Annotated in this window: 23 protein-coding genes and 7 pseudogenes; 16 read left to right on the forward strand and 14 right to left on the reverse strand. The window is 67.6% G+C overall.

All coding sequences use genetic code 11. From position 1 onward, the window contains the following. Positions 1-420: 420 nt before the first annotated feature. From ACWD68_RS39050 to ACWD68_RS39065, 4 genes and pseudogenes are all read left to right on the forward strand, one after another. Positions 421-696: a hypothetical protein gene (locus ACWD68_RS39050; RefSeq protein WP_451811221.1), complete on the forward strand. Its 276-nt coding sequence runs from the start codon at positions 421-423 to the stop codon at positions 694-696. A gap of 300 nt (positions 697-996) precedes the next feature. Next, on the forward strand, positions 997-2,001 hold the full coding sequence (locus ACWD68_RS39055; protein WP_451811222.1) for an alcohol dehydrogenase catalytic domain-containing protein: 1,005 nt from the start codon (positions 997-999) through the stop codon (positions 1,999-2,001). Between the two features lie 64 nt (positions 2,002-2,065). Further along, a pseudogene (locus ACWD68_RS39060) lies at positions 2,066-2,179 on the forward strand (thioredoxin-disulfide reductase); the annotation flags it as partial. Between the two features lie 17 nt (positions 2,180-2,196). Further along, positions 2,197-3,228: a GNAT family N-acetyltransferase gene (locus ACWD68_RS39065; RefSeq protein ID WP_451811223.1), complete on the forward strand. Its 1,032-nt coding sequence runs from the start codon at positions 2,197-2,199 to the stop codon at positions 3,226-3,228. Here ACWD68_RS39065 and ACWD68_RS39070 read toward each other — a convergent pair. The 3 genes from ACWD68_RS39070 to ACWD68_RS39080 all read right to left on the reverse strand — a co-directional run bounded on the left by ACWD68_RS39070 (position 3,129) and on the right by ACWD68_RS39080 (position 5,594). Further along, positions 3,129-3,635 carry a DUF302 domain-containing protein gene (locus tag ACWD68_RS39070; RefSeq protein WP_451811224.1) on the reverse strand — a complete coding sequence of 169 codons (507 nt, stop codon included), beginning with the start codon at positions 3,633-3,635 and terminating at the stop codon, positions 3,129-3,131. The two genes, ACWD68_RS39065 and ACWD68_RS39070, sit on opposite strands and share 100 nt — an antisense overlap. Beyond that, positions 3,632-4,390 (reverse strand): hypothetical protein, encoded by a 759-nt coding sequence (locus ACWD68_RS39075; protein ID WP_451811225.1) that lies wholly within the window; start codon positions 4,388-4,390, stop codon positions 3,632-3,634. The genes ACWD68_RS39070 and ACWD68_RS39075 overlap by 4 nt, the downstream gene beginning before the upstream one ends. Positions 4,391-4,754: 364 nt before the next feature. Beyond that, entirely contained in the window at positions 4,755-5,594 is an 840-nt protein-coding gene (locus ACWD68_RS39080) for an MBL fold metallo-hydrolase (protein ID WP_451811226.1), read from the reverse strand. Positions 5,595-6,213: 619 nt separating this feature from the next. On the opposite strand from ACWD68_RS39080, the gene ACWD68_RS39085 reads away from it, so the two are divergent. Then, positions 6,214-7,209, forward strand: a complete 996-nt coding sequence (locus tag ACWD68_RS39085; RefSeq protein WP_451811227.1) for an alpha/beta fold hydrolase — start codon at positions 6,214-6,216, stop codon at positions 7,207-7,209. Positions 7,210-7,301: 92 nt separating this feature from the next. Here the strand turns inward: ACWD68_RS39085 and ACWD68_RS39090 are convergent. Next, a pseudogene (locus ACWD68_RS39090) lies at positions 7,302-7,787 on the reverse strand (IS5 family transposase); the annotation flags it as partial. 30 nt (positions 7,788-7,817) lie between these two features. On the opposite strand from ACWD68_RS39090, the gene ACWD68_RS39095 reads away from it, so the two are divergent. Then, entirely contained in the window at positions 7,818-8,159 is a 342-nt protein-coding gene (locus tag ACWD68_RS39095; protein WP_451811228.1) for an enoyl-CoA hydratase/isomerase family protein, read from the forward strand. A 173-nt stretch (positions 8,160-8,332) separates the two neighbouring features. Continuing rightward, a complete protein-coding gene (locus ACWD68_RS39100) occupies positions 8,333-8,941 on the forward strand; it encodes a DJ-1/PfpI family protein (RefSeq protein WP_451811229.1) in 609 nt (202 codons plus the stop codon). Between the two features lie 116 nt (positions 8,942-9,057). Here the strand turns inward: ACWD68_RS39100 and ACWD68_RS39105 are convergent, their stop codons facing one another. From ACWD68_RS39105 to ACWD68_RS39115, 3 genes are all read right to left on the reverse strand, one after another. Continuing rightward, a complete protein-coding gene (locus ACWD68_RS39105; protein WP_451811230.1) occupies positions 9,058-9,537 on the reverse strand; it encodes a hypothetical protein in 480 nt (159 codons plus the stop codon). Continuing rightward, on the reverse strand, positions 9,534-9,776 hold the full coding sequence (locus ACWD68_RS39110; protein ID WP_451811231.1) for a hypothetical protein: 243 nt from the start codon (positions 9,774-9,776) through the stop codon (positions 9,534-9,536). Before ACWD68_RS39110 ends, ACWD68_RS39105 begins: the two co-directional genes overlap by 4 nt. 198 nt (positions 9,777-9,974) lie before the next feature. After that, the gene (locus ACWD68_RS39115; RefSeq protein WP_451811232.1) at positions 9,975-10,829 is read right to left on the reverse strand and encodes a CAP domain-containing protein; all 855 of its coding nucleotides are present in this window, start codon (positions 10,827-10,829) and stop codon (positions 9,975-9,977) included. Positions 10,830-11,369: 540 nt separating this feature from the next. On the opposite strand from ACWD68_RS39115, the gene ACWD68_RS39120 reads away from it, so the two are divergent. After that, positions 11,370-11,615 carry a TerD family protein gene (locus tag ACWD68_RS39120; RefSeq protein WP_451811233.1) on the forward strand — a complete coding sequence of 82 codons (246 nt, stop codon included), beginning with the start codon at positions 11,370-11,372 and terminating at the stop codon, positions 11,613-11,615. Between the two features lie 18 nt (positions 11,616-11,633). On the opposite strand, the pseudogene ACWD68_RS39125 reads toward ACWD68_RS39120, so the two are convergent. Then, positions 11,634-11,888, reverse strand: a pseudogene (locus ACWD68_RS39125) (PBS lyase); the annotation flags it as partial. Between the two features lie 201 nt (positions 11,889-12,089). Here ACWD68_RS39125 and ACWD68_RS39130 point away from each other — a divergent pair. Beyond that, on the forward strand, positions 12,090-12,821 hold the full coding sequence (locus ACWD68_RS39130) for a DsbA family protein (protein ID WP_451811234.1): 732 nt from the start codon (positions 12,090-12,092) through the stop codon (positions 12,819-12,821). Positions 12,822-13,054: 233 nt separating this feature from the next. Here the strand turns inward: ACWD68_RS39130 and ACWD68_RS39135 are convergent. After that, positions 13,055-13,430: pseudogene (locus ACWD68_RS39135) on the reverse strand (hypothetical protein); the annotation flags it as partial. Positions 13,431-13,726: 296 nt separating this feature from the next. Between ACWD68_RS39135 and ACWD68_RS39140 the strand changes: the two are divergent. From ACWD68_RS39140 to ACWD68_RS39155, 4 genes and pseudogenes are all read left to right on the forward strand, one after another. After that, positions 13,727-14,179 (forward strand): annotated as a pseudogene (locus ACWD68_RS39140) (trypsin-like peptidase domain-containing protein); the annotation flags it as partial. Between the two features lie 629 nt (positions 14,180-14,808). Next, entirely contained in the window at positions 14,809-14,967 is a 159-nt protein-coding gene (locus tag ACWD68_RS39145) for a hypothetical protein (protein ID WP_451811235.1), read from the forward strand. Positions 14,968-15,255: 288 nt separating this feature from the next. Next, positions 15,256-15,724, forward strand: a pseudogene (locus ACWD68_RS39150) (AAA family ATPase); the annotation flags it as partial. Positions 15,725-16,231: 507 nt separating this feature from the next. After that, positions 16,232-16,639 (forward strand): contact-dependent growth inhibition system immunity protein, encoded by a 408-nt coding sequence (locus ACWD68_RS39155; protein WP_451811236.1) that lies wholly within the window; start codon positions 16,232-16,234, stop codon positions 16,637-16,639. Between the two features lie 25 nt (positions 16,640-16,664). Here the strand turns inward: ACWD68_RS39155 and ACWD68_RS39160 are convergent. Together ACWD68_RS39160 and ACWD68_RS39165 are read right to left on the reverse strand one after the other, a co-directional pair. After that, positions 16,665-16,906, reverse strand: a pseudogene (locus ACWD68_RS39160) (transposase); the annotation flags it as partial. 242 nt (positions 16,907-17,148) lie between these two features. After that, the gene (locus tag ACWD68_RS39165) at positions 17,149-17,565 is read right to left on the reverse strand and encodes a hypothetical protein (protein WP_451811237.1); all 417 of its coding nucleotides are present in this window, start codon (positions 17,563-17,565) and stop codon (positions 17,149-17,151) included. A gap of 204 nt (positions 17,566-17,769) precedes the next feature. Between ACWD68_RS39165 and ACWD68_RS39170 the strand changes: the two genes are divergently transcribed. From ACWD68_RS39170 to ACWD68_RS39180, 3 genes are all read left to right on the forward strand, one after another. After that, positions 17,770-18,663 carry an alpha/beta hydrolase gene (locus tag ACWD68_RS39170; protein ID WP_451811238.1) on the forward strand — a complete coding sequence of 298 codons (894 nt, stop codon included), beginning with the start codon at positions 17,770-17,772 and terminating at the stop codon, positions 18,661-18,663. Positions 18,664-18,708: 45 nt separating this feature from the next. Continuing rightward, positions 18,709-19,557 (forward strand): SDR family NAD(P)-dependent oxidoreductase, encoded by an 849-nt coding sequence (locus ACWD68_RS39175; protein WP_451811239.1) that lies wholly within the window; start codon positions 18,709-18,711, stop codon positions 19,555-19,557. Between the two features lie 233 nt (positions 19,558-19,790). Further along, positions 19,791-20,096 carry an SDR family oxidoreductase gene (locus tag ACWD68_RS39180; protein ID WP_451811240.1) on the forward strand — a complete coding sequence of 102 codons (306 nt, stop codon included), beginning with the start codon at positions 19,791-19,793 and terminating at the stop codon, positions 20,094-20,096. Between the two features lie 77 nt (positions 20,097-20,173). Here ACWD68_RS39180 and ACWD68_RS39185 read toward each other — a convergent pair whose 3' ends face one another. The 3 genes from ACWD68_RS39185 to ACWD68_RS39195 all read right to left on the reverse strand — a co-directional run. Next, complete coding sequence (locus ACWD68_RS39185) at positions 20,174-20,908, reverse strand: hypothetical protein (RefSeq protein WP_451811241.1); 735 nt, start codon at positions 20,906-20,908, stop codon at positions 20,174-20,176. Positions 20,909-20,987: 79 nt separating this feature from the next. Next, positions 20,988-22,106, reverse strand: a complete 1,119-nt coding sequence (locus ACWD68_RS39190; protein WP_451811242.1) for an MFS transporter — start codon at positions 22,104-22,106, stop codon at positions 20,988-20,990. After that, the coding region (locus ACWD68_RS39195; RefSeq protein WP_451811243.1) for a transposase at positions 22,066-22,224 on the reverse strand (159 nt) is incomplete at its 5' end. The genes ACWD68_RS39190 and ACWD68_RS39195, both read right to left, overlap by 41 nt.

Raw genomic sequence — 22,224 nt, forward strand, 5'->3', positions numbered from 1 at the left:
GACACGCTGTCCACGGCCCCGATCAGGTGATCAGTCGTCGTACTCATCAGGCTCACTCCTTCGAGGAGGTCAACACCTGATTCATGACACTCCCTGCATGCGCACAGACCGCCTCTGCGCATGCACCGATCGCGCGCGATTGGTCACAGTGAGTACGCCCTTCCAGTCCCGGGGAGCGTCGAGTTGCGGTGAAAGGGCTCTGGGCCTGCACGGCGTCGTGGGGAGGCGCATCCTGAAGGGGTTGGGACGACAAGTGAGGAGCAGTCGATGGCAGTCCTGCGATTCCACATGGACTCTTCGATGAGTCCGTCAGAGGTTATGGGTGTGCTGACCGACTTCAGTCCGGCGCGGGCTGAGACGTGGCCGTCGATTGACTCGGAGCACTTCAAGGTCCACGAGCGGGGCGATACCTGGGCCGAGGTGACTGAGGGCACGGAAAGCAGTTGGGAGCGCGCCCGCTACGAATGGGACCCGGCTGGAGACACGGTCACGGTCACGACCCTCGATTCGAAGGTCTTCGGTCCCGGCGGCGGCTGGGTGTTCCACGTGGCTCCTGAGGACCAGGGCGCCCGTGTCGACATCCAGCTCGAACGGGAGCACCCGGCCACCTTCAAGGGCAAGATGCTCGGTGTGATCCTCCCCTTCGCAGGACCGGTGTTCAAGAAGTCCTTCAAGGAACCCCTCAAGAGCGCATAGCAACCTCTTGATGGAGGCTCGTCCCGGTGATGCTGTCGAAGCCCGAGGCCGCGCGTTGGTCGCCGATGCGCGCACCGGAGGATCCATCCATCAGTGCCTCGTTCTCAGCCCCAGCGCCCGTTGCGCCACGCAACTGCCGGGTCTCGCCCGGCCAGGCACGCGCTGCTGCGCATCTCCGCGCAGAACAGCCCGGGCGTCCGGTTGAGGCCGGGGATGTCGATTGACGGCCCCGGCCCTGGAGTAGGCGTGCTGCGTGTAGGCGAACATCGATTCGCCCCAACCAGGAAAGGAGCGTCTGACATGTCAAACTACAAAGTCATCGAGGTCGCCCCGGACGGCTCGCTGCAGTCGGCGGAACGGGAACTGGCCGAGCCCGCTGAGGGACAAGTGCGCATCAGGGTAGAGGCGTGCGGGGTCTGTCACTCCGACACCTTCACCGTGCAGCCGCACGACCCCGCACAGAGGTCTCCGATTCCAGGGCACGAAATCGTCGGGGTGATCGATGCGCTGGGGCCCGACGTGGAGGGCTGGTCGTCCGGGCAACGCGTCGGAGTCGGGTTCCTCGGTGGTCACTGCGGTGTGTGCCAGTCCTGCCGAATGGGGAACTTCGTCGCGTGCACCAACCAGCCGCAGACCGGCGTGGATATCGACGGTGGTTACGCGGAAGTCGTCTACGCGCGGGCGACCGGTCTGGTCGCGATCCCGGATGAGCTGACGTCGGCTGAGGCAGCGCCGCTCCTGTGCGCGGGCTTCACGACATTCAACGCGCTCCTCAAGGCGCACACCAAGGCCGACGACCTGGTGGCCATCCAGGGCATAGGCGGCCTCGGACACCTGGGTATCCAGTACGCGGCCAAGATGGGCCTGCGTGTCGTCGCCGTCGCCCGCGGCACCGCCAAGGAGAAGCTGGCCCGCGAGCTCGGCGCGCAGCACTACATCGACTCCACCGAGACGGACCCCGGCGAGGAACTCAGCAAGCTCGGCGGTGCACAGGTCGTCATCGCAACAGCTGCCGCCGGCGACACCTCCCCCCTGCTCAACGGCCTTGCCAGCGGTGGACAACTCGTCGTCGTGGGAGCGTCCGACGAACCGGTTAAGGTCACCCCGATACAGCTCGTCTTCGGCGACGTGCGGATCATGGGGTCCCTCACCGGAAGCGCCATCCAGAACGAGAACAACCTCCGATTCGCGACGGACCAAGGGATCCGGGCGATGATCGAGACCCGGCCCATGAGCGAAGCGACTGAGGCGTACGCGCGGATGTCCAGCGGAGACGCCCGCTTCCGCATGGTGCTCACCGTGTGACCGCACAGGCTGGCTTCGGGGGTGACAGTGCCTTTCAGGCGAGGCCGGTCACGTTTCCGCGTGACTCGTCCCTCGGGACGTCTTCACGGAGGAGATCTGCCGCCTGGACGCGACAGGCCTGTTCATCGCGATCCGCCACGACCCGCGTACAGAGCTGTTCACTGGACAGCTCGACCTCTCGTCCCCAGCGCCAGCATGGCCTGCGCGTGCGTTGCCCCCGAGGAACGCGGCAGGAACCTCACCGTCAGCATGATCGCCGAACGGCTTCGGCCCCTCCGGGAACGCGGCGCAGTCCTGGCAACCATCTGGACCACATCCACCCGCTACGCACGGCGGCTGGGCTGGGAGGCGCCCGCCGCGGTGTTCACCTGGACCGTCCCCACCGACCAGCTCCGGCACAGCTTCGACCAGACCGACTTCGAGATCAGCCACGCGACCGGGCGGGACCAGCCGCTGCAGCGCGAGTTCGCCGCGCGCTGGAACGGCCCCTGGTCGCGCCCTGGGTGGTGGGCGGAATGGCAGCAGCAGGAGCACCCCGACCTGACCGGATACCAGTTCAACCGGCCGGGACAACAGCCGACCGGTGTGCTGTCGCTGGCCTTCCAACACCACCCGGCGCATGGACGGCAGCTGGTCGTGCACGACTTTTGGGCCGACGACGCGGCCACAGCCGGAGCCGTGTTCGCGTTCCTCGGCCGCCACTCCAGCCGGATCCCCACTGCTCTGTTCCAGCGGACCGGACTGCCGCCCGCACCGATGCTCCTGCACCACCTGCACCGGGCTGGATCGGCGACTGCCCAGTCATGGCACCCGTGGATGCTGCGCGTCCTGGACCTGAGCCGGGCTGTGCGGCTGCGCGGCTGGCCGGACGGCGTGAACGTCGACCTACCTGTCGAAGTCGTCACCGAGACGGGTGAAGCCACCCAGCCATTCAACCTGCACATCGCAGGGGGAACAGGTGAGCTGAGCCCCTCTGTCCGGACGGGACGCATCACCTTGACCAGAAGCCAGTTCGCTGTCTGGTACGCGGGCGCCTACCGCACGGCGGCAACAGCACAACTGGCCGGAGCCGCTTGGTTGGTCGCCATCGCAGGCCTTTTCACCGCTCAACTGCGCCACGCCCAGGGCTATAGCTGGGGAGGCACATCTCCGCCGAGGATCGTGATCAGCCGAGCCAGGCGGCCGTCGAGCTCGCGACCCACTTCGGCAATTCCCGCGTTGCGGTAGCTGTCGAGTAGCAGGCTGGGCTGATCGACGGCGAGTTTGGTGTCGCCGTCTGGGTCGGCGTAGATCAGGGAGGGCATCGGGGCGTGCAGGCCGGCCGAGGCGTCCTCGCGGAACGCGAGTTCCGCGATGGTGTGGTTGCCCAAGAGGTACTGGGTGGCTTTCCAGAGCGACTGCGAGCCGGCCATAAGCGCGCAGAGGTCACTGCGGTAGTAGCGCATGAACCCGTGGGGGCCGTTGATCTCGGCGAGCTCGAGCGTGGCTTTCCAGGAGCCCAGTTGGAAGAAGCGGGGGAGATCGGCCTCCGGTACGACGGTCTCAAAGTGCTCGCACGCCTCGTCGTAGGGGCGTGGAAGCGTCACGACAAGCCTCCGCGCGGGATGGTCGATGAAGGCGCTGTCTGTGGTCATGGCCGTACCTGTTCGTCGTCAGCGCGGACGAGCTCAACACCGTGGACATCGACCGTGATGGAGGGGAAGTTGAGGTTGACGCTGTTGTCGGGGTTGCGGCGGAACATGCGTCGTCGCGTCGGCATGACCAGGCCGTCGAAACTCTGATGGTGGCCGGTGTAGTGACCGACGAGGAAGCTGTTGTTGATCTCGGCGACGTAGTCCATACGACGTTGCATGCCGAAGGCGTCGTAGTAGAAGACCGCAGTGGGGCTGTGCGTGGCGATCTCAGGGGGGAAGCGCACCTGCAGACGTCGCCATGTCTGGCCTGCCTCGTGCCATGGTTCGATCTCGCGAGCCTTCACACCCGGGTAGGTGAAGAGGAACGGGCTGGTGAAGTAGTTCCAGCAGGCATACCCGAGGAAGTAGCCAAGGTGAGGAGCGTCCCAGTTGGTGCTCCGCAGCATCCCCTTGAAGTCGGCGCGGGCCGGTGCGAGTGTCTCAACCGGTTCGCCTTCGAGAGTCTGCACGGTGACGCTGTCGCTGGCGGCGTCGAAGATCATCTCCCACTCGGGGCGAGTGAATGGAGTGAACACGATGTGTTCTCTGGCCGTGTCGATCGTCAGAATCTGATCGAAGCTCGTCCCCGGTGGCCAGCCCTTCATCCCCCAGACCGGGCCGTTGATGGAGACATCGGCCTTCAGGCCGCTCACGGTGTCCCAGAGTTCTCTGCCGCCGGCAGTGGCGATGGCCAGATCGAGGAGTTCAGTACTCATGGCCTGAGTTCTTTTCCATAGAAAAGGCGTACGACGACCATTGTCTCGCTCCCTAGAGGGCGCGCAACCGGGCGAGATCCTAAGCCTATTTTCCGTACACGACCACATTTTCTAAATGACCCGTTCCGTCGAAGCATTGAGGGCTGTGATTGTGTCGGCAGAACCTTTTGGGTGTCTGCTGGCTTGTGCCCGAGGACACCCATGACTCGGTGTTCTCGATCGCGGATCACGCCCGGGGAGGGGATCCGAGGCACCGGCTTAGCCGTCTGCACAAGCGTGGACGCGATTCAGCACTACTTCCCGGGTAGTTGTCGCGTCAGTTTCCGTACGCCATGGGGTCTCGCGTCGGTCGGGGCGATCCGCCCTACGTGCCGAACTGGCTTGCCGCAGCCACCAGCAGTGTGTACGGATTGCCGTACGCTGCGTACTTGTCCATCATCCGTGTGACGAGGTCATTCATGGAGCTGCTGCGGGCTGCCGCCTTGTCGAAGTCCTCGATGTAGCGCCGGCTTTGATCGAGGATGCGTTGTGCGTTGTCGTCCGGTGCACCTGGGGCCCTATGGCCCGCGATGATTTTCCCCGGTCGGAGGGCTGCGAGGGCGTCGAGCGTGTCGAGCCACTCGCTTCGGGTTTCCGGTGTGGAGCGGAACAGCCACATGTGGATGTTGTTGTAGGCGACATCGCCGGAGACAACTGTGGCGAGATCTGGAACGTGGACGACGGTGTTGATGACGCCGTCGCTCCGACCGAGAGCGATGGGCCGCACTGCGTGACCATCGATCTCCAGTTCGTCGGACATGAGTGCCGTGGGTATGGCAGCGTTCTCGTCGAATTGCCCCCCGAGCCAGCCCTTCCAGTGCTCCAGTGATTGAGCTGACCGGTGTGCTTCGGCAACCACCTCAGGAAGGGCGACGAACTGGGCCTGGGGAAAAGCCGCCAGTGTCGGCCCGGCGCCGAAGAAGTGATCGGGGTGCCCGTGGGTGATGTAGAGCATCGAGAGGTTTTTGCCCGAAGCCTGCACCCAGGCGGCCAGCCGCTCACCTTCAGTGGTGGTAATCAGGGCGTCGACCAGGAGGGCGTCCGTGCTGCCGGCGATAAGGGTTGCCGTGGTGGCTGGCCATGTGGCTTGTTGCGGTGCGGTCCACCCTGATGGATTGGGAATGGGCTTGTAGCCACTGTTGAACACAGCGATGGAGATGGGCATTGGGTCTCCTTCGTCCGAGGGGTGTGCTGGTGTGCCGGGCCGGTGCGGTTTCGTTGGGTCGCCCTATCCGGCCTGTCCACGGTCACGACGACGCAAGGTTGCGGCGCTCCAGGGGAAACAGACCCACGGGAATTGGTGAGCCAAGCCAGGGACCGATCGGACGCCGCTGGGCAGCCTCTGCGGGACGGAAGAGCTTGAGCGCCTGTCTGTCGCCTACTCCGATGCGGTGAGACTGAGCCTGTCGCTACCAGCACATCAATGCGGCCCTATCACGCATGTTGACACGAGGCGGTGTCGATGAGGCGACGCGAACAGTGACCGCTGCAGCTGCCGTCCTCGGCGATCCTCGTCTACTGGCCTCAAGTGAACCTCGACATCGCTGACAGAAGCGACCTACCGGCTGGTAGAGGAATGTGTATGACCTCTCGGATGAGTAGCTGGTAGCGGAGCAAGCGCGCGATTGAAGCGCACAGGGGCCAGAGGCCCCTCGAACCGCAAAATACCCAGATGTGACCTGAATGGGTGCGCCGATTCGCTCGTGCGCTTCGCCGCGAATGCGGGTTTGTCGCGTGATGGACAGGCTTCCATCAGCCAGCCCGTCCATCGAAGGAGTGCACCCATGACGCCGTCCTCTGCGCCGCGATCCCACCGCCGCCGAATACACGCCGCCGCTGCCGCACTGATCACCGCGGCGGCTCTGTCGGCGTCGGTGCCGGCCTTCGCCGACGGAGGGTCCGTAGCCCCGAGCACCGACACCGAATCAGGTGCCGCTGGCAGCAAGCCGACCGTCGTACTGGTGCACGGCGCGTTCGTCGACGCGTCCAGCTGGAACGCCGTCGTGGGACGCCTGCAGAGCAACGGCTACCGGGTCATCGCTGCTCCCAATCCGCTGCGCGGTCTGCCTGCCGACTCTGCCTACATCGCCAGCGTCCTCCGCAGCGTCAAGGGCCCCATCGTCCTGGTCGGCCAGTCGTACGGTGGCGCAGTGATCAGCGAGGCCGCCACCGGCAACCCCAACGTCAAGGCGCTCGTGTACGTCTCCGCCTTCATGCCGGACAAGGGCGAAATGCTCGGCCAGCTCGGCGCCAAATTCCCCGGCAGCGAGCTCAACCCGGCCCTGGTGCAACTGCCCATCAAGAACGCGGACGGCACCACGGGCACAGATCTGTACGTCTCGCCGGACAAGTTCCGCGCCGTCGCGGCCGCGGACCTCCCCGAGACCGCCACATCGGTGGCGGCTGCAGCCCAGCGTCCCATCTCGGCCACGGCCTTCACCGACAAAGTCAGGTCCGCCGCGTGGAGGACCATCCCCTCCTGGGTTGCCGTCGCCACCAACGACAAGGCCATCTCGCCCGACTTGGAGCGCTTCCAGGCCAAGCGCGCCGGCTCCCACACCGTCGAGATCGACTCCTCGCACAGTGTGATGATCTCCCACCCTGACGCCATCACGGACCTCATTCTCACCGCCGCCCGCGCGGAGTCCCCAACCCCGGCCCTCGCCGAAACAGGACTCACCACTCTCGGGCGCGTCGGGGCCGGCGCGGCCGGCGCAATGCTCATCGCGGGCGCAGGACTTGTTGTGGTCAGCCGCAAACGGTCCGCCAGCAGGCACTGACCGGCCGAGTAGTTCCGCCACCACCAGCCCACACCGTCCGCAGCGTGGGCACGAGCTGGTGTATTGCGGGAACGACTAGGCGCTTTCTTGGATCATGTGCGGAGCCAGATGATGAGGGCTGCGAGGGTGACGGTGCCGAGGTAGGTGTAGGCCCGTTTCTCGTAGCGTGTGGCGACAGCGCGGAAGCCTTTCAGGCGGTTGATGGCACGCTCGACTGTGTTGCGTTTCTTGTAGTGCTCGCGGTCGTACCCGGTGGGCCGACCGCCCCGGGAACCGCGGTTCTGCCGGTGTCGGCGCTGGTCGAGCCGTTCGGGGATGGTGTGCGATATACCCCGTCGTCGCAGGTAGCGGCGGTTTTCGCGGGACGTGCAGGCCTTGTCGGCCAGGACGTGGCTGGGTCGGCTGCGAGGCCGGCCGACTCCGACGCGAGGCACGGACACCTGCTCCAGGACGGGCTCGAGTTGGGGGCCGTCTCCGTAGTGCCCGGGTGTCAGGAGGAGGGCGAGCGGCCGGCGCTTTCCGTCGGCTGCGGTGTGGATTTTGGTGGTGAAGCCGCCGCGGGAGCGTCCCAGGCACTCGCCGATAGCCGGAACCGCGCACTCGAAGCAGTGCTGACCTCATCGGACTTCAACGCCGACCTCGCCGAACGCTACGGGTGGGTCAACCGTGCCGTCCCCGACGCCGAACTGGACGAGTTCGTAGCGGGCGTCGCAGCACGGATAGGCGACTTCCCCCGCGACGCGCTGATCGCCGCCAAGGCGGCCGTCAACGACATCAGCCCGCCGACACCCGCCGAAGTACGCGCGGACGCCGCGCTGTTCCAGCAGCTCGTCCGAGGCGAGAAAGCCCAACAGCGCACGGCCGAGCTGTTCGACGTGGGCTTCCAGACCCGCGGGGAGACCGAACTCGAACTGGGCGACGCGCTGAGGCGGCTGAAGGCCGCCGACTGACGGAGGAGGCCGCTGGCCAGTGGCTGGAGGCTCGGTCCTAAGCTGCTGCACGCGCGACTCCAAGTGCGTACTCCGGTGCCGGCCGGCAAGCCACTGGCCGCTGATTGGCACTCGCCTCTGATCGGGCACGTCGGGGAGACTGCAGAGCGGATGCCGTTCTTGAAGGAGTTGCAATGCAGGTAGCAGTGGTCACCTTCGACGGGTTCAACGAACTCGACAGCTTTATCGCCTCTGCACTGATCAACCGTTGCCGCAGGGACGGCTTGGAAGCTTTCATCACCACGCCGACGTCGGTGGTCACGTCGATGAATGGCGTCGAGGTGACAGGACAGCGCCCGATGGAGTTCGTCACCGAGGCCGACGTCGTGCTCATCGGCAGCGGCGTGAAGGCGCGAGAAGTCGCCGCCGACGACCAGCTGATCTCCAACCTGCGGATCGACCCATCGCGTCAGCTGATCGGCGCCCAATGCTCCGGTGCGCTGGTGCTCGCCAGCCTGGGATTGCTGCAGGGCATGCCGGTTTGCACGGACAGGAAGACCCGTCCCTTTGTCGAAGCTCGTGACATCAGGGTGCTCGACGAGCCATTTCACGCCGAGGGGAACATTGCTACGGCGGGCGGGTGCCTGGCGTCTCAGTACCTTGCCGCGTGGGTGATCACACGCACCCTCGGCAAGGACGCTGCGCAGGACGTCCTCGACTACGTGGCTCCGGTCGGCGAGAGCCAGGCGACAGTTGAACGCGCCATGCGAGCGATCCATGGGGCTGGAGTCGCCCTGCACTGACGTTTCCCCGACAGAGCGACCGGGAGCCCGGATATGGCCGGCATGGCCCAGCCGCGGGTCGCCGAACTCATTGAACGCAGCGCAGGCTGGCGGACACAAGGGTGTATGCATTCCCTTCAAGGCCGATGGCACCAGGCCACGGCTACTCGCATGGGTTCCCAGCGGCCGCCGGGTTCTACCCAATGCTGGCGGGGGTCCGATCCACCCGTCCCGCTCTCCCTGACCAGCCACTTGAGGCTGACGTTGATCAGCGGATCGGCTGGGTCCCACCCCTTGCCGATCTTGTATTCCAAGCTCTCCAGAGACGTCTGGCCCAGGGACTCTCCGGTCCTCGCTTGCTGCCGCAACGTGCGGGCCACGGCCTCTGCCCGCTCAGCAAGCGGCATCGGCTCGACCCTGGGTGCGGCTCGGTAACGCTCGATCTCGCGCTGGAGGCCGATCACGTGCGGGCCCACCTTCTGGACCAGGAACAAGGCGTTTTCCCCTGGGTCCGGACCGCCGTCGTAGCGCGGGGAGTGAAGCCCTTGCGGTAACGATCTCGCGCTGAACGCCTCGCCGTAGTAGGCCAGTTCGCGCGGGACGAGCTCGGCCATCATGCGGTGTCGTCACTCGCGTCCCGCAGCCGGATTCCGTCCCGGTCGTAGATCGTTGAGCGCTGCTGCAGGAATCGGTCGCAGTGGTTCTGGACCACCTGGCTCAGGGACTGGACGCCCTTCTCGGTCAGCCAGTTCATCCAGCCGGTCAGCCAATCCAGCCGCTGCTGGCAGGTGATCAAGGTTTTCGGCAGGCGGTAGGCGTCCGGAAGGACCCGGACCTGTTCGTGTTCTGGCGCCATTAGCGCCAGCAGGTACTCGTTCGCGACCGTCCACCACCGGGGGTTTTTGACGGCATCGCACCTTCGTCCCGGACAGCGTCGCTGTCCTGAGCGGCGTCCAACTCCCTCGCCACAGTCCTTAGGTGTTCTCGCAGCACACCGTCTTCCGCGGCCGGCGTGATGGTCGGCGGGCCATGACGGGTGTGGGCCCCGTGAGCGTCAGCGGGCCGTGCCGAAGTCCTGCGTCCAGTAGTTGCCGGGCTGCGCCACCCCCACACCGATCTCCTTGAAGCCGCAGTCCAGGATGTTGCGCTTGTGGCCGGCGCTGGCCATCCAGCCCGCCATGACCTGCTCGGGCGTGGAGTACCCGTACGCGACGTTCTCGCCGTAGGTGCTCCAGAGGTAGCCCGCGCGCGTGATCCGCTGTCCCGGGTCGGACCCGTCGGAACCGGTGTGCGACATGGTGTTGTGGCTCGCCATGTCCGCGCTGTGGGCCTGGGCGGCCTGCGAGAGCTTCGCGTTCAGGGCGACCGGGGAGCAACCGACCTTGGCTCGCTCGCTGTTGACCAGGGCGACCACGCGGGCGACGGCGGCGGACGCGGGGGTCGCCGTGCCTACGGCGGGGGCCTTGGTGGTGGGCGGCTTCGGTGTGGCGGTCGTCGTCGAGGGGGGCGCGGCGGTCGGCTTCGGCGCGGCGGTGGTCCTCGTCGGGGCGGGCGGGGTAGTCGCCTTCGAGACGGGCGCCTTGGGCTTCTCCGGGGCGGGCGCCGCAGTCCTGGGAGAGGTCGTCGGCGAGGCCGAGGGCGAAGCCGTCGCCGTGGGCTTCGCGGTCCGGATGTGCCGCCCCCGGTGCCCGTCCCAGGACGGGTTCCTCCCGTCCGTCCGGTGTCCGTCCCAGGACGCCTTCCCCCCTTCCGTCCAGGGACCGCTGGACGTGGCAGTGAGGGCCTCGGATCCTCCGTCACCCATGCACGCCACGGCGGCCGACGGCACCGCCACCGCGCCCATCACCAGGACGGCGACGGCTATGGGCCGGCGGCGCGTCTTCCTGCGGTGCTTCCGGTGGTTGCTCATGCGGACCTCGTTCGGTCGACTCTCCTTGCGTCTCCGCCGGGCTCGGTTTCGCACAGACACTGCGCTTGACCTGCGGGGACGCCTTGCAGGGCCGTCATTGTTAAAAGCCGCGGGAGGGCACGGCAACGGGGGCTTCCACTACCTCGCCTAGTAGGCGAGGGCACCCTTGAATCCGGCCGTGGATTGTGCCGGGCCACCGCGCCGGACGCCGACGGCGCCTCACACTTCGTCACAAGGACGGCAGAGGCGGTCCGGCGGCTCGAGGCCGGTGACCCGGGCCGGTGACCCCGGCCGAGGTGCCGCGTATGCCTGCTTCCATATGCCAGATCCGCCTATATCAGCCACACGCCACGTACTATCGCGGCACGTTGATGGGGACCGGGCACGTGAGGGATGTCACTGAGTTTCCCCACAACCCCTTCGGTGCCCGGCGTGCGGGGGGGTGCGGTCAGGCGGCGGTGACCGTGCGCAGGAGCGCGTCGCGGCCGCCGGCGTAGATGCCGTGACGTCGTCGACCAGCGTGTCGCCGTCACCATCAACATGGACGTCGACACCGGCCTGACCTACGGATCACTCACCCACGCAGCCCTGGCCATGGAATGCGTGACCGGCATCGGCTGGACCTTCAGCCCACCCGCAGGCCCGGACATCCGCGCCATGGTCATCGCCGAGCTGTACCGGCACAACGTCAACGGCGAGCTCGTGTGGAAACTCCGCGCCATCGGCCAGGGCTGGGCGGACGGACTCGACGGACTCGCCCGAGCCCAGGGCATGAACGTCGAATAGTGGGCGTCTGAAGAGGACCAGCAGCGTGACGACGGCGGCCCGGTCGGGCGTGGCGCCGTCTGCGGCCAGCTCGAACAGGAAGGGCAGGCTGGCTGTCGTGGGCGGGTACACGCTGCCCTGGTGGTGGACCGCGCCGTAGAAGCGGTCGAGAGCCTTGCTGCGTTCCCCGGCGTCCGGGGAACGCAGCGCCCACAGCAGCGCCGGTACCTCCTCAGCCGAGCCGTACGCGTGCTCCATCGACGCCCAGTCGGTGTCATGAAGTCCGTCGAACATGATCAGAACCATGCCAGGCGGCACTGACAACAGGGCGTCCCAGGACGGGGCGACCGTACAACACCGTCGGCACGGGCCAGGACCAACGGAGCCAGGGGCCGCCTGCGTTGGATGCGAGGCACGGTCTCGCGGGCGTAACAGCACGTGCTTTCTTCGCACCGATGATCTATGGTCGCGCTGTTCATCGGGGAGGGAAGACGCATGGTGCGTGGGGGACGGGTCGCTGTGCTGTGCGCGTCCGCGGTGCTGATGCTGGCCGGGTGCGGGCAGCAGGCGGCGCAGGCCAAGCCTGCGTTCGAGAGTGCGGAGAAGCTGCCGGAGAAGCTCGCGAAGGACGGCACCACCATTCTCGTGGGCGATCCGGACGCGAGGATGACCGTGCACCTGTACGAGGATCCGCGCTGTCCGTACTGCGAGGAATTCGAGACGACCGGCGGTTCCCCGAAGCTTCGGGAGATGATGCTCGACCACCGGGCCAAGGCCGAGTACACACTGGCCTCCTTCTTGGACGACCGCCTGGGCGGCGGCGGGTCGAAGAAGGCGGTCAACGCCCTGCGTGCCGCGCTGGAGGAGGGCAGGTTCGTCGAGTACCACGAGGTGCTCTTCGCCAACCAGCCCGAGGAGAGCGTCGACGGCTACACCGACACATATCTGCTGGAACTGGCCGGCCACGTGGAGGGGCTCGGCGGACCGGAGTTCAGCGCGGCCGTGAAGAGCATGAAATACCGCTCCTTCGTGACCGCCTCCCAGAAGGCCTACGAGAAGGCCGGCGGAGCGAAGGAACCCGAGGGCCCCGGGACACCCACCGCCGTGATCAACAACAAGCGCATTCCCATGGAATACAACGGCCTGCTCCTCGACGGCCCTGCCTTCGAAGGCCTGCTCCAGCAGATCTCCGACAAGCCCTGGGACTGGGTGGCCACCTCCTTGTGAACAGGCGCGCCACCACCGGCGAGGCGCGGCTCCGGGCCCGCCGCATCGATCCTGCCCGCTGCGACTTCTCCCGAGTGGGCTTCAGCTCCGGAGAAGTCGAGCCGAGGCGAACGGACTCGGCGGTGAGCCCGCAATACCGCTGCCCGGTCCCCAGAAGCCAACGCCCCCTGCACCGCCCCCGGCTGGCACGGGGGCCCGCGACGAAATGAAGTGCTGGCCGAACAGGGTGGTGGCTATCGCTTGACGCGGCTGCGGATGGCGAGGACAGCGAGGCTCAGGAGTACCGGCTCAGTGAGCCGGGAGGTCACTTCTGCGTAGGTGCCGGTGGTGGTGAGGTCTGGTCGGAGGAGCGGAAGACGACGGAGTTCACCACGACCCGCAGCGACTTCTCCCACTGTGCGGAGCTCAGTCGGGCACAAAGTGAGCCGCTGGGGTTGGCCGGGGCTGGCTTGTCGATGGTCAGCGTGACGTCTGGGCCGGAAATCCGTCCGGTAGTGGCTGCCCCCGGCGTCTCGCTCGGCAACCCCACAGCATCATCACCAGCACCGTGGCTGTCATCGCCCCGAGCAACCCGCCCAGCGCGCGCGAGGCCCGCAGCCCATACCCGGAGAAGGGCTGCATGCGCCCTCCGGACACCCGCCCTCACCGAGCACAGCGCGAAGACCCGATTTCCTCGATACCTCGGTCGGTGAAGTACACCCTCAGGTACGCGATACACCGCGTCTCTTCACAGACGCGATGTATCGCAGGCTGGGAGAGTCAAGCCGAGCCGGCCCCGAGCAGGGAAGCGCGCCGTCGTCGCGCGCCACGTCGCTGATCTCGTCGCCACAGGAGGCGAGTTCGACGCGCCCGGTATCGGTGATCGAGTACACCGTGAGGCCGCCCTCTGCGGGCGGGGGCCGGGTATGACCTGGACGGACCCGGCACGTTCCTCGGGAGCGGGTTTTTTTGTTGCTCCCAACTGGGTTCTCACCTGTGCGCATGTGGCACGGAGCGGGGAGGGGGGCGAGGTCACCGTGGTGTACGAGACCGGGCCGGGACGCGGTACGTCCGCTGTCGCCGGTGAGGTGGCGACGGCTCTCCCGGAGCACGTCGAGCGTGCCGTACGGGGCAGCTGGCCGGCCCCGGACCTGGCGCTCGTGCGACTGCGCGAGCCCGTCGACCACGACTGCGCCTATGTCACCGAGCGTCCGGCCGCGTACTACGGGGAGGCGAGAGTCTTCTATTCCGGATGGTCCGTGTTGGGCGGGGAGCTGACGCGCCTGAACGGCACCTGCAGGGTGCAGGGCACCCTCGGCGGCTGGTCCGCGGACGAGCAGATCCGGCTGGGCGGCGATGTGCTGCCGCCGGGCGTCTCGGGCGGGCCGGTGGTCGATCCGGTGAGCGGTGCGGTCGTCGGCGTACTGAAGTCGCAAGCGGACCGGGGGCTCGGCGGTACGTCCACGGGCGTGGAGCAGTTGCGTTCCCTGACTGTGCCGGCGGGTGAGGTGCGGGCCGAGCACGACGACGTCTACCAGGCCGTCTTCCATGCCCATGACCGCCATCACCGGGACCGGCAGCGGCACCCCCAGCGGCACCCCGACAACGACGGCAGCACCTGGGCCGACATCCAGAACCAGCTGGGTGCCCGGCCGGGCCGCGATCCTCCACTCGGCCCCGCGCGGCTGGCGCGCGACCGACTCGGGGCGCTCGCGGCGCCCCTCACCGAGGCGTTCCGCGAGTGCGACGAACCCGGACAGCCCGCCGTACTCCATGTCGCACTGCCCCACCCCCCTGCTCGGACTGGACGTCGACACCTGGAAGTTGGGACCGGACGAGGCACCGCACGGCGCCCGCCGGCCCGTCGTCGTGCGCTGCGCCGACCCGGACCACCTGCCCGACGCGGACGATCCCTCACTACCCGGCGGAAGGCAGGTTCCCGCACACGAGGAGTACGACGGACGCGAGGGCCGAAGTCCTGGACTGCGAGGACAGGTTACGCATACCCGTGCCACCCATTGGGCCACTGCGCGACCTGTCGCACAGAACGGTTCCGGTGCTCTGCCGCTACGGCGACCAGCGCTTCGCAGACGACCCGGTGGCGCTCGTACGGATCGTGCACAGGGGCTTCAACGTCGCGGGCGCAGCAAAGCCCGAGACCTTCTGACCGACGGAACCGCCCTGTTCTACGACGATCCACGCCAGCCATTGCCCGGGACCGGGGGGACCTGTTGGAGGCGCCCCGCTTCCCGCCCACCGTGCCTCACACACTTCGGCCCGACGTTCTACGGTCAGAGGCCAGCCAGTTCACCCGCCACAGCCGCCGCAGCCGCCGCAGCAACGAGGAGCCCGATGTGCCGGAAATGAATCCCAGGACCGACGCGGACCACACACCCGGCGCACACGCCGCCGGCGAACGGCCCATTCGCCGGGACCCGGCGAACCCCACAACCGCATCAGCGCACTGCCGGACACGCCACCGCGGCATTTCAACGACGGACCGCAGGTCGAGCCCGCCACAGACAGCGCCACCGCCCAGCAGACGGAGGCAACACGTCGCCTACGAACTGGGCCTGGGCAATGTGCTTCGGTGGCCGATCGTCAGCCGGTCCACGCTCCAGGACGGGCTGTACCACTACGACGCGATCGCCCGGCTCCAGGACGTGCAGATCGCCGCACCCCAGGGCCCCGGCTCCGTCGAGGGCATCGGCAGCTACATCCGCCTCGGCCCCCTCGGTACCGCGCTGCTGCCCTCCGACACCCCGCGCGTGCTGCTCATCGACGAGCTGGACAAGAGCGACATCGACCTGCCGAACGATCTTCCCAACGTGCTGGAGGAGGGCGAGTTCGCGATCCCCGAGCTGGAGCGCGTCGCCGACCGGCTGCCCGGCGACGAGGCCCTCACGGACGACAGGGCCAAGGTGACGGCCGCCCGCCGAGCACCTCCTCACCCCCCGCACACCACCATGAACGACCTGCCACTCCCCCGGTTCCTAGGCCGCACGGGGAGCAGCAGGCCCACCAGGAAGTCCGCCCTACCAGGAGAGCTCCCGATGCCCGACCAGGATCCCACCCCAGCCACCCACACCACCGGCGACACCGAAAACAGGATCGTGTCCTTCCGATGGCCCGGCAAACCAACCCTCTCGACCGGCGCCTGCTTCACCTACGCCTTCACCCTCGGCGGCATACTCGCCACCGGCCGAATCACCGACCCGACACGGGCCTGGCAACTCGTCGTCCTCGCCGTCACATCCATGGCATGCGGCGCCACCCTCGCCATCACACAACACACCCACCGCCACTCAGCCGACAACTGAGACCTCAGTCGCACGGGCCGGTGCGGCGGCCGCCGGGCCGCCGCACAACGCGAGGTGGCCGAGCTGCCTCAGACCGCGTTTGAGATCTCGCATCTACGAGAGAATCGCCTGGTGACTGTATCCATCGACCGTGGTCGGTCCCTCGAGGAGCTTGAACGTGATCACTGGCCGCCACCCCCACCTGACGCCACCCGTCTCATTGCGACGGCGCATGCCCTGCGGAGCCGGCCGGTCGGGACTCTGACCGTTGAAGACCTGCGTCTGCTGATCGGGCAGGACATCGGGCTGGCGGTGCTTCTTCCGCTCGCGGTGGAGGTGCTTCGAGACAACCCGCTGGCCGAAGGCCACATGGGCGAAGGCGACCTGCTGCGCGCAGTCCTGACCAGGACCTCGGCGGTCTGGAGCGTTTATCCGGACCTTGCAAGGCAACTGACCTTCATCGTCGGCGGCCTCTCGGACCTCTCGCCAGACCTGCGAAGCGAGGTCGAGCGGTTCGTAGGTGCCGCCCAGAATTCCTGACGCGTTGCAGGTGCCTGGCGTTCTACTACGGGGCTGTCCACCGAAGACGCCGTGCTCCTCGCCGTTTGGCCGGGCAACCCCGGGTGATCCGGCGGACCATGATGCCGACCATCGCCCACCGGATCATGGTCTCGGACCGGGCGGGATCGGTCTCGTAGTCACGGGCAAGCCGCCGGTGCGCGGTCATCCAGGCGAACGTCCGCTCAACGGCCAGCGCTTGGGCTGGACCTGAAATCCTCGCTGGTTAGGCACTTTACGGACGATCTCCAGGTCGCGGTCGAGAATCGAAGCGCTCCAATCGACCAGCCATCGAGGGCGGTGAACTTCACCGGCAGGCGCTGGAGCAGACAGCGGCCGAGCTCGTGCCGGGTGGACTGCTCCGATCCCCCGCTTCGGCCAGCCTTTGGTGGGCGAAGCGCAGGAGCGGACGGCTTTCACGCCCCAGGCGCACCCGGAACTGTTCGCGGCGAGCAGTGAACCGGATCTCGACTGAGCGGGCTCTGTGCGGGTCAGTGCCAGTAGGAGGGGGTCGAATACGACGAAGGGGAGTCGTTCCAAAAAATGACCAGGACAATAGCGATGATCGCCAACGCGACGGCGATGACCAGGGCACACCCGATAGCACCGGGCAGGTTCTTCCTGCGCAGGCGCTGATCGAGCAGCTTGGCCTCGGAGGTGTCGTTTCGCCAGTGCGGCTGGAGCTCCGCTGTGCCGTCGGCGATCGCCCCGGCGACCCGGGTGACGTCCGCCGGGTGGTACGTGTGCCACTTGCTCTCGCCCCAAGTGCCGTGCGAGACACGGGAGTTATTGCGGACTCCGTTGGCATTCGCGGTGGCGTGCAGGCAGGTCGGCCGGATCGTCGGCCAGGCTCGGGCCAGCTTCCCCTCGGTCAACCAGGCGACGCGCTCCGGATCGGCTGCTGCCACGGACGCACCCTCTCTCTGCTCGCAAACAGTCTCTCCCCGTCCCGGTCGGACAGGCAACACCCGCTTCCCGTGACCGACTTGGCCCCTCGTGCTGCCACCATTGACTGAACGTCTAAGGGTGTCCCGCCAGTGGGCCATCGGATGCGGGAGCTCCGGGCTCCGGCGCTGATCTTGTGACGACAGCAGCCAGCGAGCATTTCAGCGGTGCCGGCCCGCGAGAGGCAGTCATGGAACACGCAGGCCGGCGCAAGGTGCTCTACACCCCCGATATCCATCCCAGCGGCAAGGCCGCGGCCGGTCATTGTGATGGCCCACGGCCTGGGCGGGGTGAAGGAGATGCGACTCGACGCCTTCGCCGACCGGTTCACCGCCGTCGGCTACGCCTGCCTGGTCTTCGACTACCGGCACTTCGGGGCCAGCACCGGTGCGCCGCGCCAACTGCTCGACATCGGCCGCCCGCTCGAGGACTGGCAGGCCGCCGTCGCCTATGCCCGAACCCTGGACGGCGTTGACCCGGAACGCGTGGTGGTGTGGGGTACGTCGTTCGGCGGAGGCCACGCGATCACCACCGTCGCACAGGATGAGCGGATCGCGGCTGCGATCGCGCAGTGCCCGTTCACCGACGGTCTCGCGTCCTCGCTCGCGGTCCCCCCGCTGACCTCCGTCAAGGTCACGGCCCGCGCCCTGCGCGACCTCGTGGCGGCCCGTGCGGGACGTGAACCGCTGATGGTGCCGACTTACGGCCCTCCGGGGTCGACCGCGTTGATGACGGCGCCGGACTGCGAGCCGGGAGCGCTGGCCCTGCTCCCCGAGGGCAACCACACTCCCAAGGATGTCGCGGCGCGGTTCGGGCTCCAGATCATCCGCCACTTTCCCGGACGCCAGGCCCGCAACGTGCGCTGCCCGATCCTGTTCGCGATCTGCGAGAAGGACACGGTCACCCCGGCGAAGCAGACCCAGAAGTACGCCGCACGGGCGCCGCGCGGCGAGGTCAGGCTCTACTCGGCCGGCCACTTCGACATCTACGTCGGCGATTGGTTCGAGCGCAATGTCAGGGACCAACTCGCCTTCCTTGCGCGCCACGTCCCCGTCGGCTGAGTAACCCCACGACCCGCCCTTGACCCGCCCTTCCCTGGAGTTCCCATGCCTCGCTACGACCTCACCGAACGCACCGTCGTCATCACCGGCTCCACCGGCGGCCTGGGCAGCGCCCTCGCACGCGCGCTGCGCGATCGCGGCGCAAACCTCGCGCTGCTCGACCTCGACGGCGACCGCGCCCAAGAGCAAGCCACGAACCTCGGCCCCGACGTCGCCCGCGGCTGGGCGGCCGACGTCCGCGACCTCGACAGCCTCCGCACGGCGATCGATGGCGCCGCCGAGCACTTCGGCCGCATCGACGTGGCCATCGCCAACGCCGGCGTCGGATCGGTGGCCCCTCTGGAGACCCTCGACCCCGAGGTCTTCGACCGGGTCATCGACATCAACCTCAACGGCGTGTGGCGCACGTTCCGTGCCGCACTCCCTCACGTCATGGAGCAGCGCGGCTATCTGCTCGCCGTCTCATCCATGGCGGCCTTCGTCCACTCCCCGCTCAACGGCCCCTATGTGGCCAGCAAAGCCGGGGTATGGGCACTGTGCGACGCCACCCGGCTCGAGCTGCGCCACCACGGTGTCAGGGTCGGCAGCGTCCACCCCACGTTCTTCAAGACCCCGATGATGGACGACGTCCACGCCGACGCGGCTGGCAACACCCTCTGGGGTGGCAACCGGAAGGGCCTGTGGAAGATGACTCCGCTCGACGACGTCGTAGAAGCCACCGTCGCCGGCATCGAACACCGCGCCGACATGATCGTCGTCCCCAAGAGCAACGCTCTGTTCGCGCGTGTCCCTGGCCTGGTCCGCCCCCTCGTCGACCGCCTCGGGTTCCGTGGCACGACCATCCCCGACGCCATCGACCAGGCATCGCCCACCGGCTGGATCACCCACCGCTGAAACCATCGCAGACAGCGCCCGTCGCTGCATGTGCTTGACCTGCCGGGGATCAGACCGAGGAACGTTGGCGTCACCGACCAGCTCGCGTTCCTGGCTCGGCACATCCCGGCTACCTGAACGCCGCTGCGGCCGGGCGGTCGCGACTCGGCCGAACCCGGCCAGACGACACCGTCCGATGTCGATACCCGAGCAGCGCCGTACCCGTAGCACCCGACACCGCAGCAGGAGAAACCATGACCCGATATGACCTCGAGGGCAAGACCGTCATCGTCACTGGCGGCATCGGCGCCGCAAGCGCCCGCCAGCTCGTCCGAAAGGGCGCCAAGGTCACCCTCGTCGATCTCTCGGCGGATGCGGTCGGCGACCTGGCCGCACAGCCGCCCGTCGGCAGCGCCCTTCCCTTTGTCGCCGACGTGACCGACGTGGACCAGATGACCGCCGCTGTCGAGGCCACAGTCAGCGAGTTCGGCCGCCTCGACGTGATCGTCGCCAACGCCGGCATCGCCAACGATCCGCCGGTCACGCTCGCCACCGCCTGACCTCGCCGCCTACGAGAAGGTCATCGAAGTCGACCAGCCCAACCACCCAATGGGCGCCGGAGGCTGTAAGGGCTCCTTCAGCCGAGTTGTCCGAAGGCGAACTCGATCCAGTTGGAGAACTCGCAAGCCAGGTGCCAGCGGTGCTCGGCGATCATGCGAGGCGCGATCACGCGGGGGAATTCGACGCAGAGGCGGGCGTGGAAGCCGCCGGGTTCGTCGTTGAACTGATGGCGAACTCCCCCGACGGGCAGGCCCGTCTCGGAGAAGGCGACGCCCGCGGCCTGGACGGCGAAGCCGGTGTCCCGTGGCGTGACCAACGACGACGTGTTCTCGTAGTCGACAAAGAACCTGCTGGCCATGGGGCTGCCCCCGGTGGTCTCGATGACCTCCTGCCGTCCGTCGGGGGCGGTCAGGATGAGGAAGTGGTCCGGATTGGCGGCCACCATGCTGCGCGTGCAGTCCCCGCGTTCGGCATCGTCGAACCACTGCTTGAACTCCGCCGCGCTGCCGCCGATGACGTGCAGGTCGCACACGCTCAGGGCCCGCCGCCCCTTCGACAGACGCGTCGTGGCCCGCATGGTCATGTCGGCGAGGCCGAGGTCGCGCGACAAGCGCCGCCGGATCTCCTCCGGGCTCATGGAGAGCTTCCTGTCGGCGAAGGCGAGGCGCTGCCGCGAGAGGTCGCCGATCGGTACGTCCAACCCGATCTTCGCGGCAGCCTTGGGAAGACGTTTCGCCTCCCAGGCGAGAACAGCGTCTCGGCTCACCTCACGGCCGTCGATCACTGCTCGAACCGAGATCTGGTCACTCACCGTCAGTCTTCTTTCAGATCAGGGGCGTGGGGACGCCGTGGTCGAGTTACGGGGCCGCACGGGGGGTACAGGGCTGTCATCAGACACCCGGTTGGGCAGCGATGCCACCGCGGGGCTCGACGACCGGATCCGCCGCGTGTCCACCGGTGTGAGGCAACAGCAGGGCGACCAGCGCGGCGAGAGCGAAGAAGACGGCGCACACCATGAGTCCGCCGCTGAACCCGATCGAACCCGCCAGCCTGGCGAGGCCGAAGGGCGCGAACGCGGACACCCCACGGCCGATGTTGAAGCAGAACCCCGCACCCATGGCCCGTGCCCTGGTCGAGAACAGCTCACCGAGATAGGACCCGAACAGGCCGAAGAAGGCCGTGAAGGCGCCGAACAGCGGACCGAGCCACAGGAGGGGCGCCTGGTGCGTGGTGAGGGCGTAGACGGGCATCGTGACCGCCACCCCGAGGAGGGTGAGAACGATCGTCCGACGTCGGCCGATCCGGTCCGCGAGCATCCCGAAGCCGTTGTAGCCCAGGAACATTCCCAGGTTCAGAATCGTCACGAACAGGGACACCGACCCTGAGGGCAGACCGCGTTCGTCGTGGAGGTAGGTCGGCAGCCAGGTCGTCGCGCCCCAGTATCCGGTCAGAGGAAGTGCCGCCATGAGGGTGCCCAGCAGCGTCGTACGGCGCAGCGATCCTGTCAGCACGTCACCCACCGAGACGACGTCGGTCGCGTGCGCGGTCTTCTGCGCCGCCCAGCCCGCCGACTCCCGGAAACATCCGAGGACGACGGCGACGGGAGCGATCACGGCCGTGCCGGCGATGAGGAACATCGTCCGCCAGTCCGGGAGGAACCACCCTGAGATGGCGGCGGCGAGCGCGCCTCCGGCCGGGAAGGCGCTGATCACGAAAGCCGCGGCGCGGCCACGGCTCTCGGCCGGCCAGGTCTCGACCACGTAGGCCGACACGACGCTCCACACGCCGCCGAGCCCGATCCCGGCGAGGAACCGCAGGATCAGGAAGACGGTGAAGTCCGGTACGGCGGCCAGAGCGGCGGTGAACGCCCTGATCGCATCGCTGATCACCTTCGGCCGCTGCCGGCCTGGCGTGAAGCGAGCATGCGAGACCGACCAGGCCCCCGACAAGGCCGTATAAGAGGTCGTTTCACTTGGCGAGTCGGCGGTGATTGATGAGGCTGGTGGCAATGGCGGTGAAGGCCAGGAAGTGTTCGGGCTTGCGTTCGTAGCGTCGGTGGAGCCGACGGCATCCGCCGAGCCAGGACATGGTGCGCTCGACCACCCAGCGGTGTCGGCCCAGGCGCTG

The sequence above is a fragment of the Streptomyces sp. NPDC005141 genome, assembly GCF_053599975.1.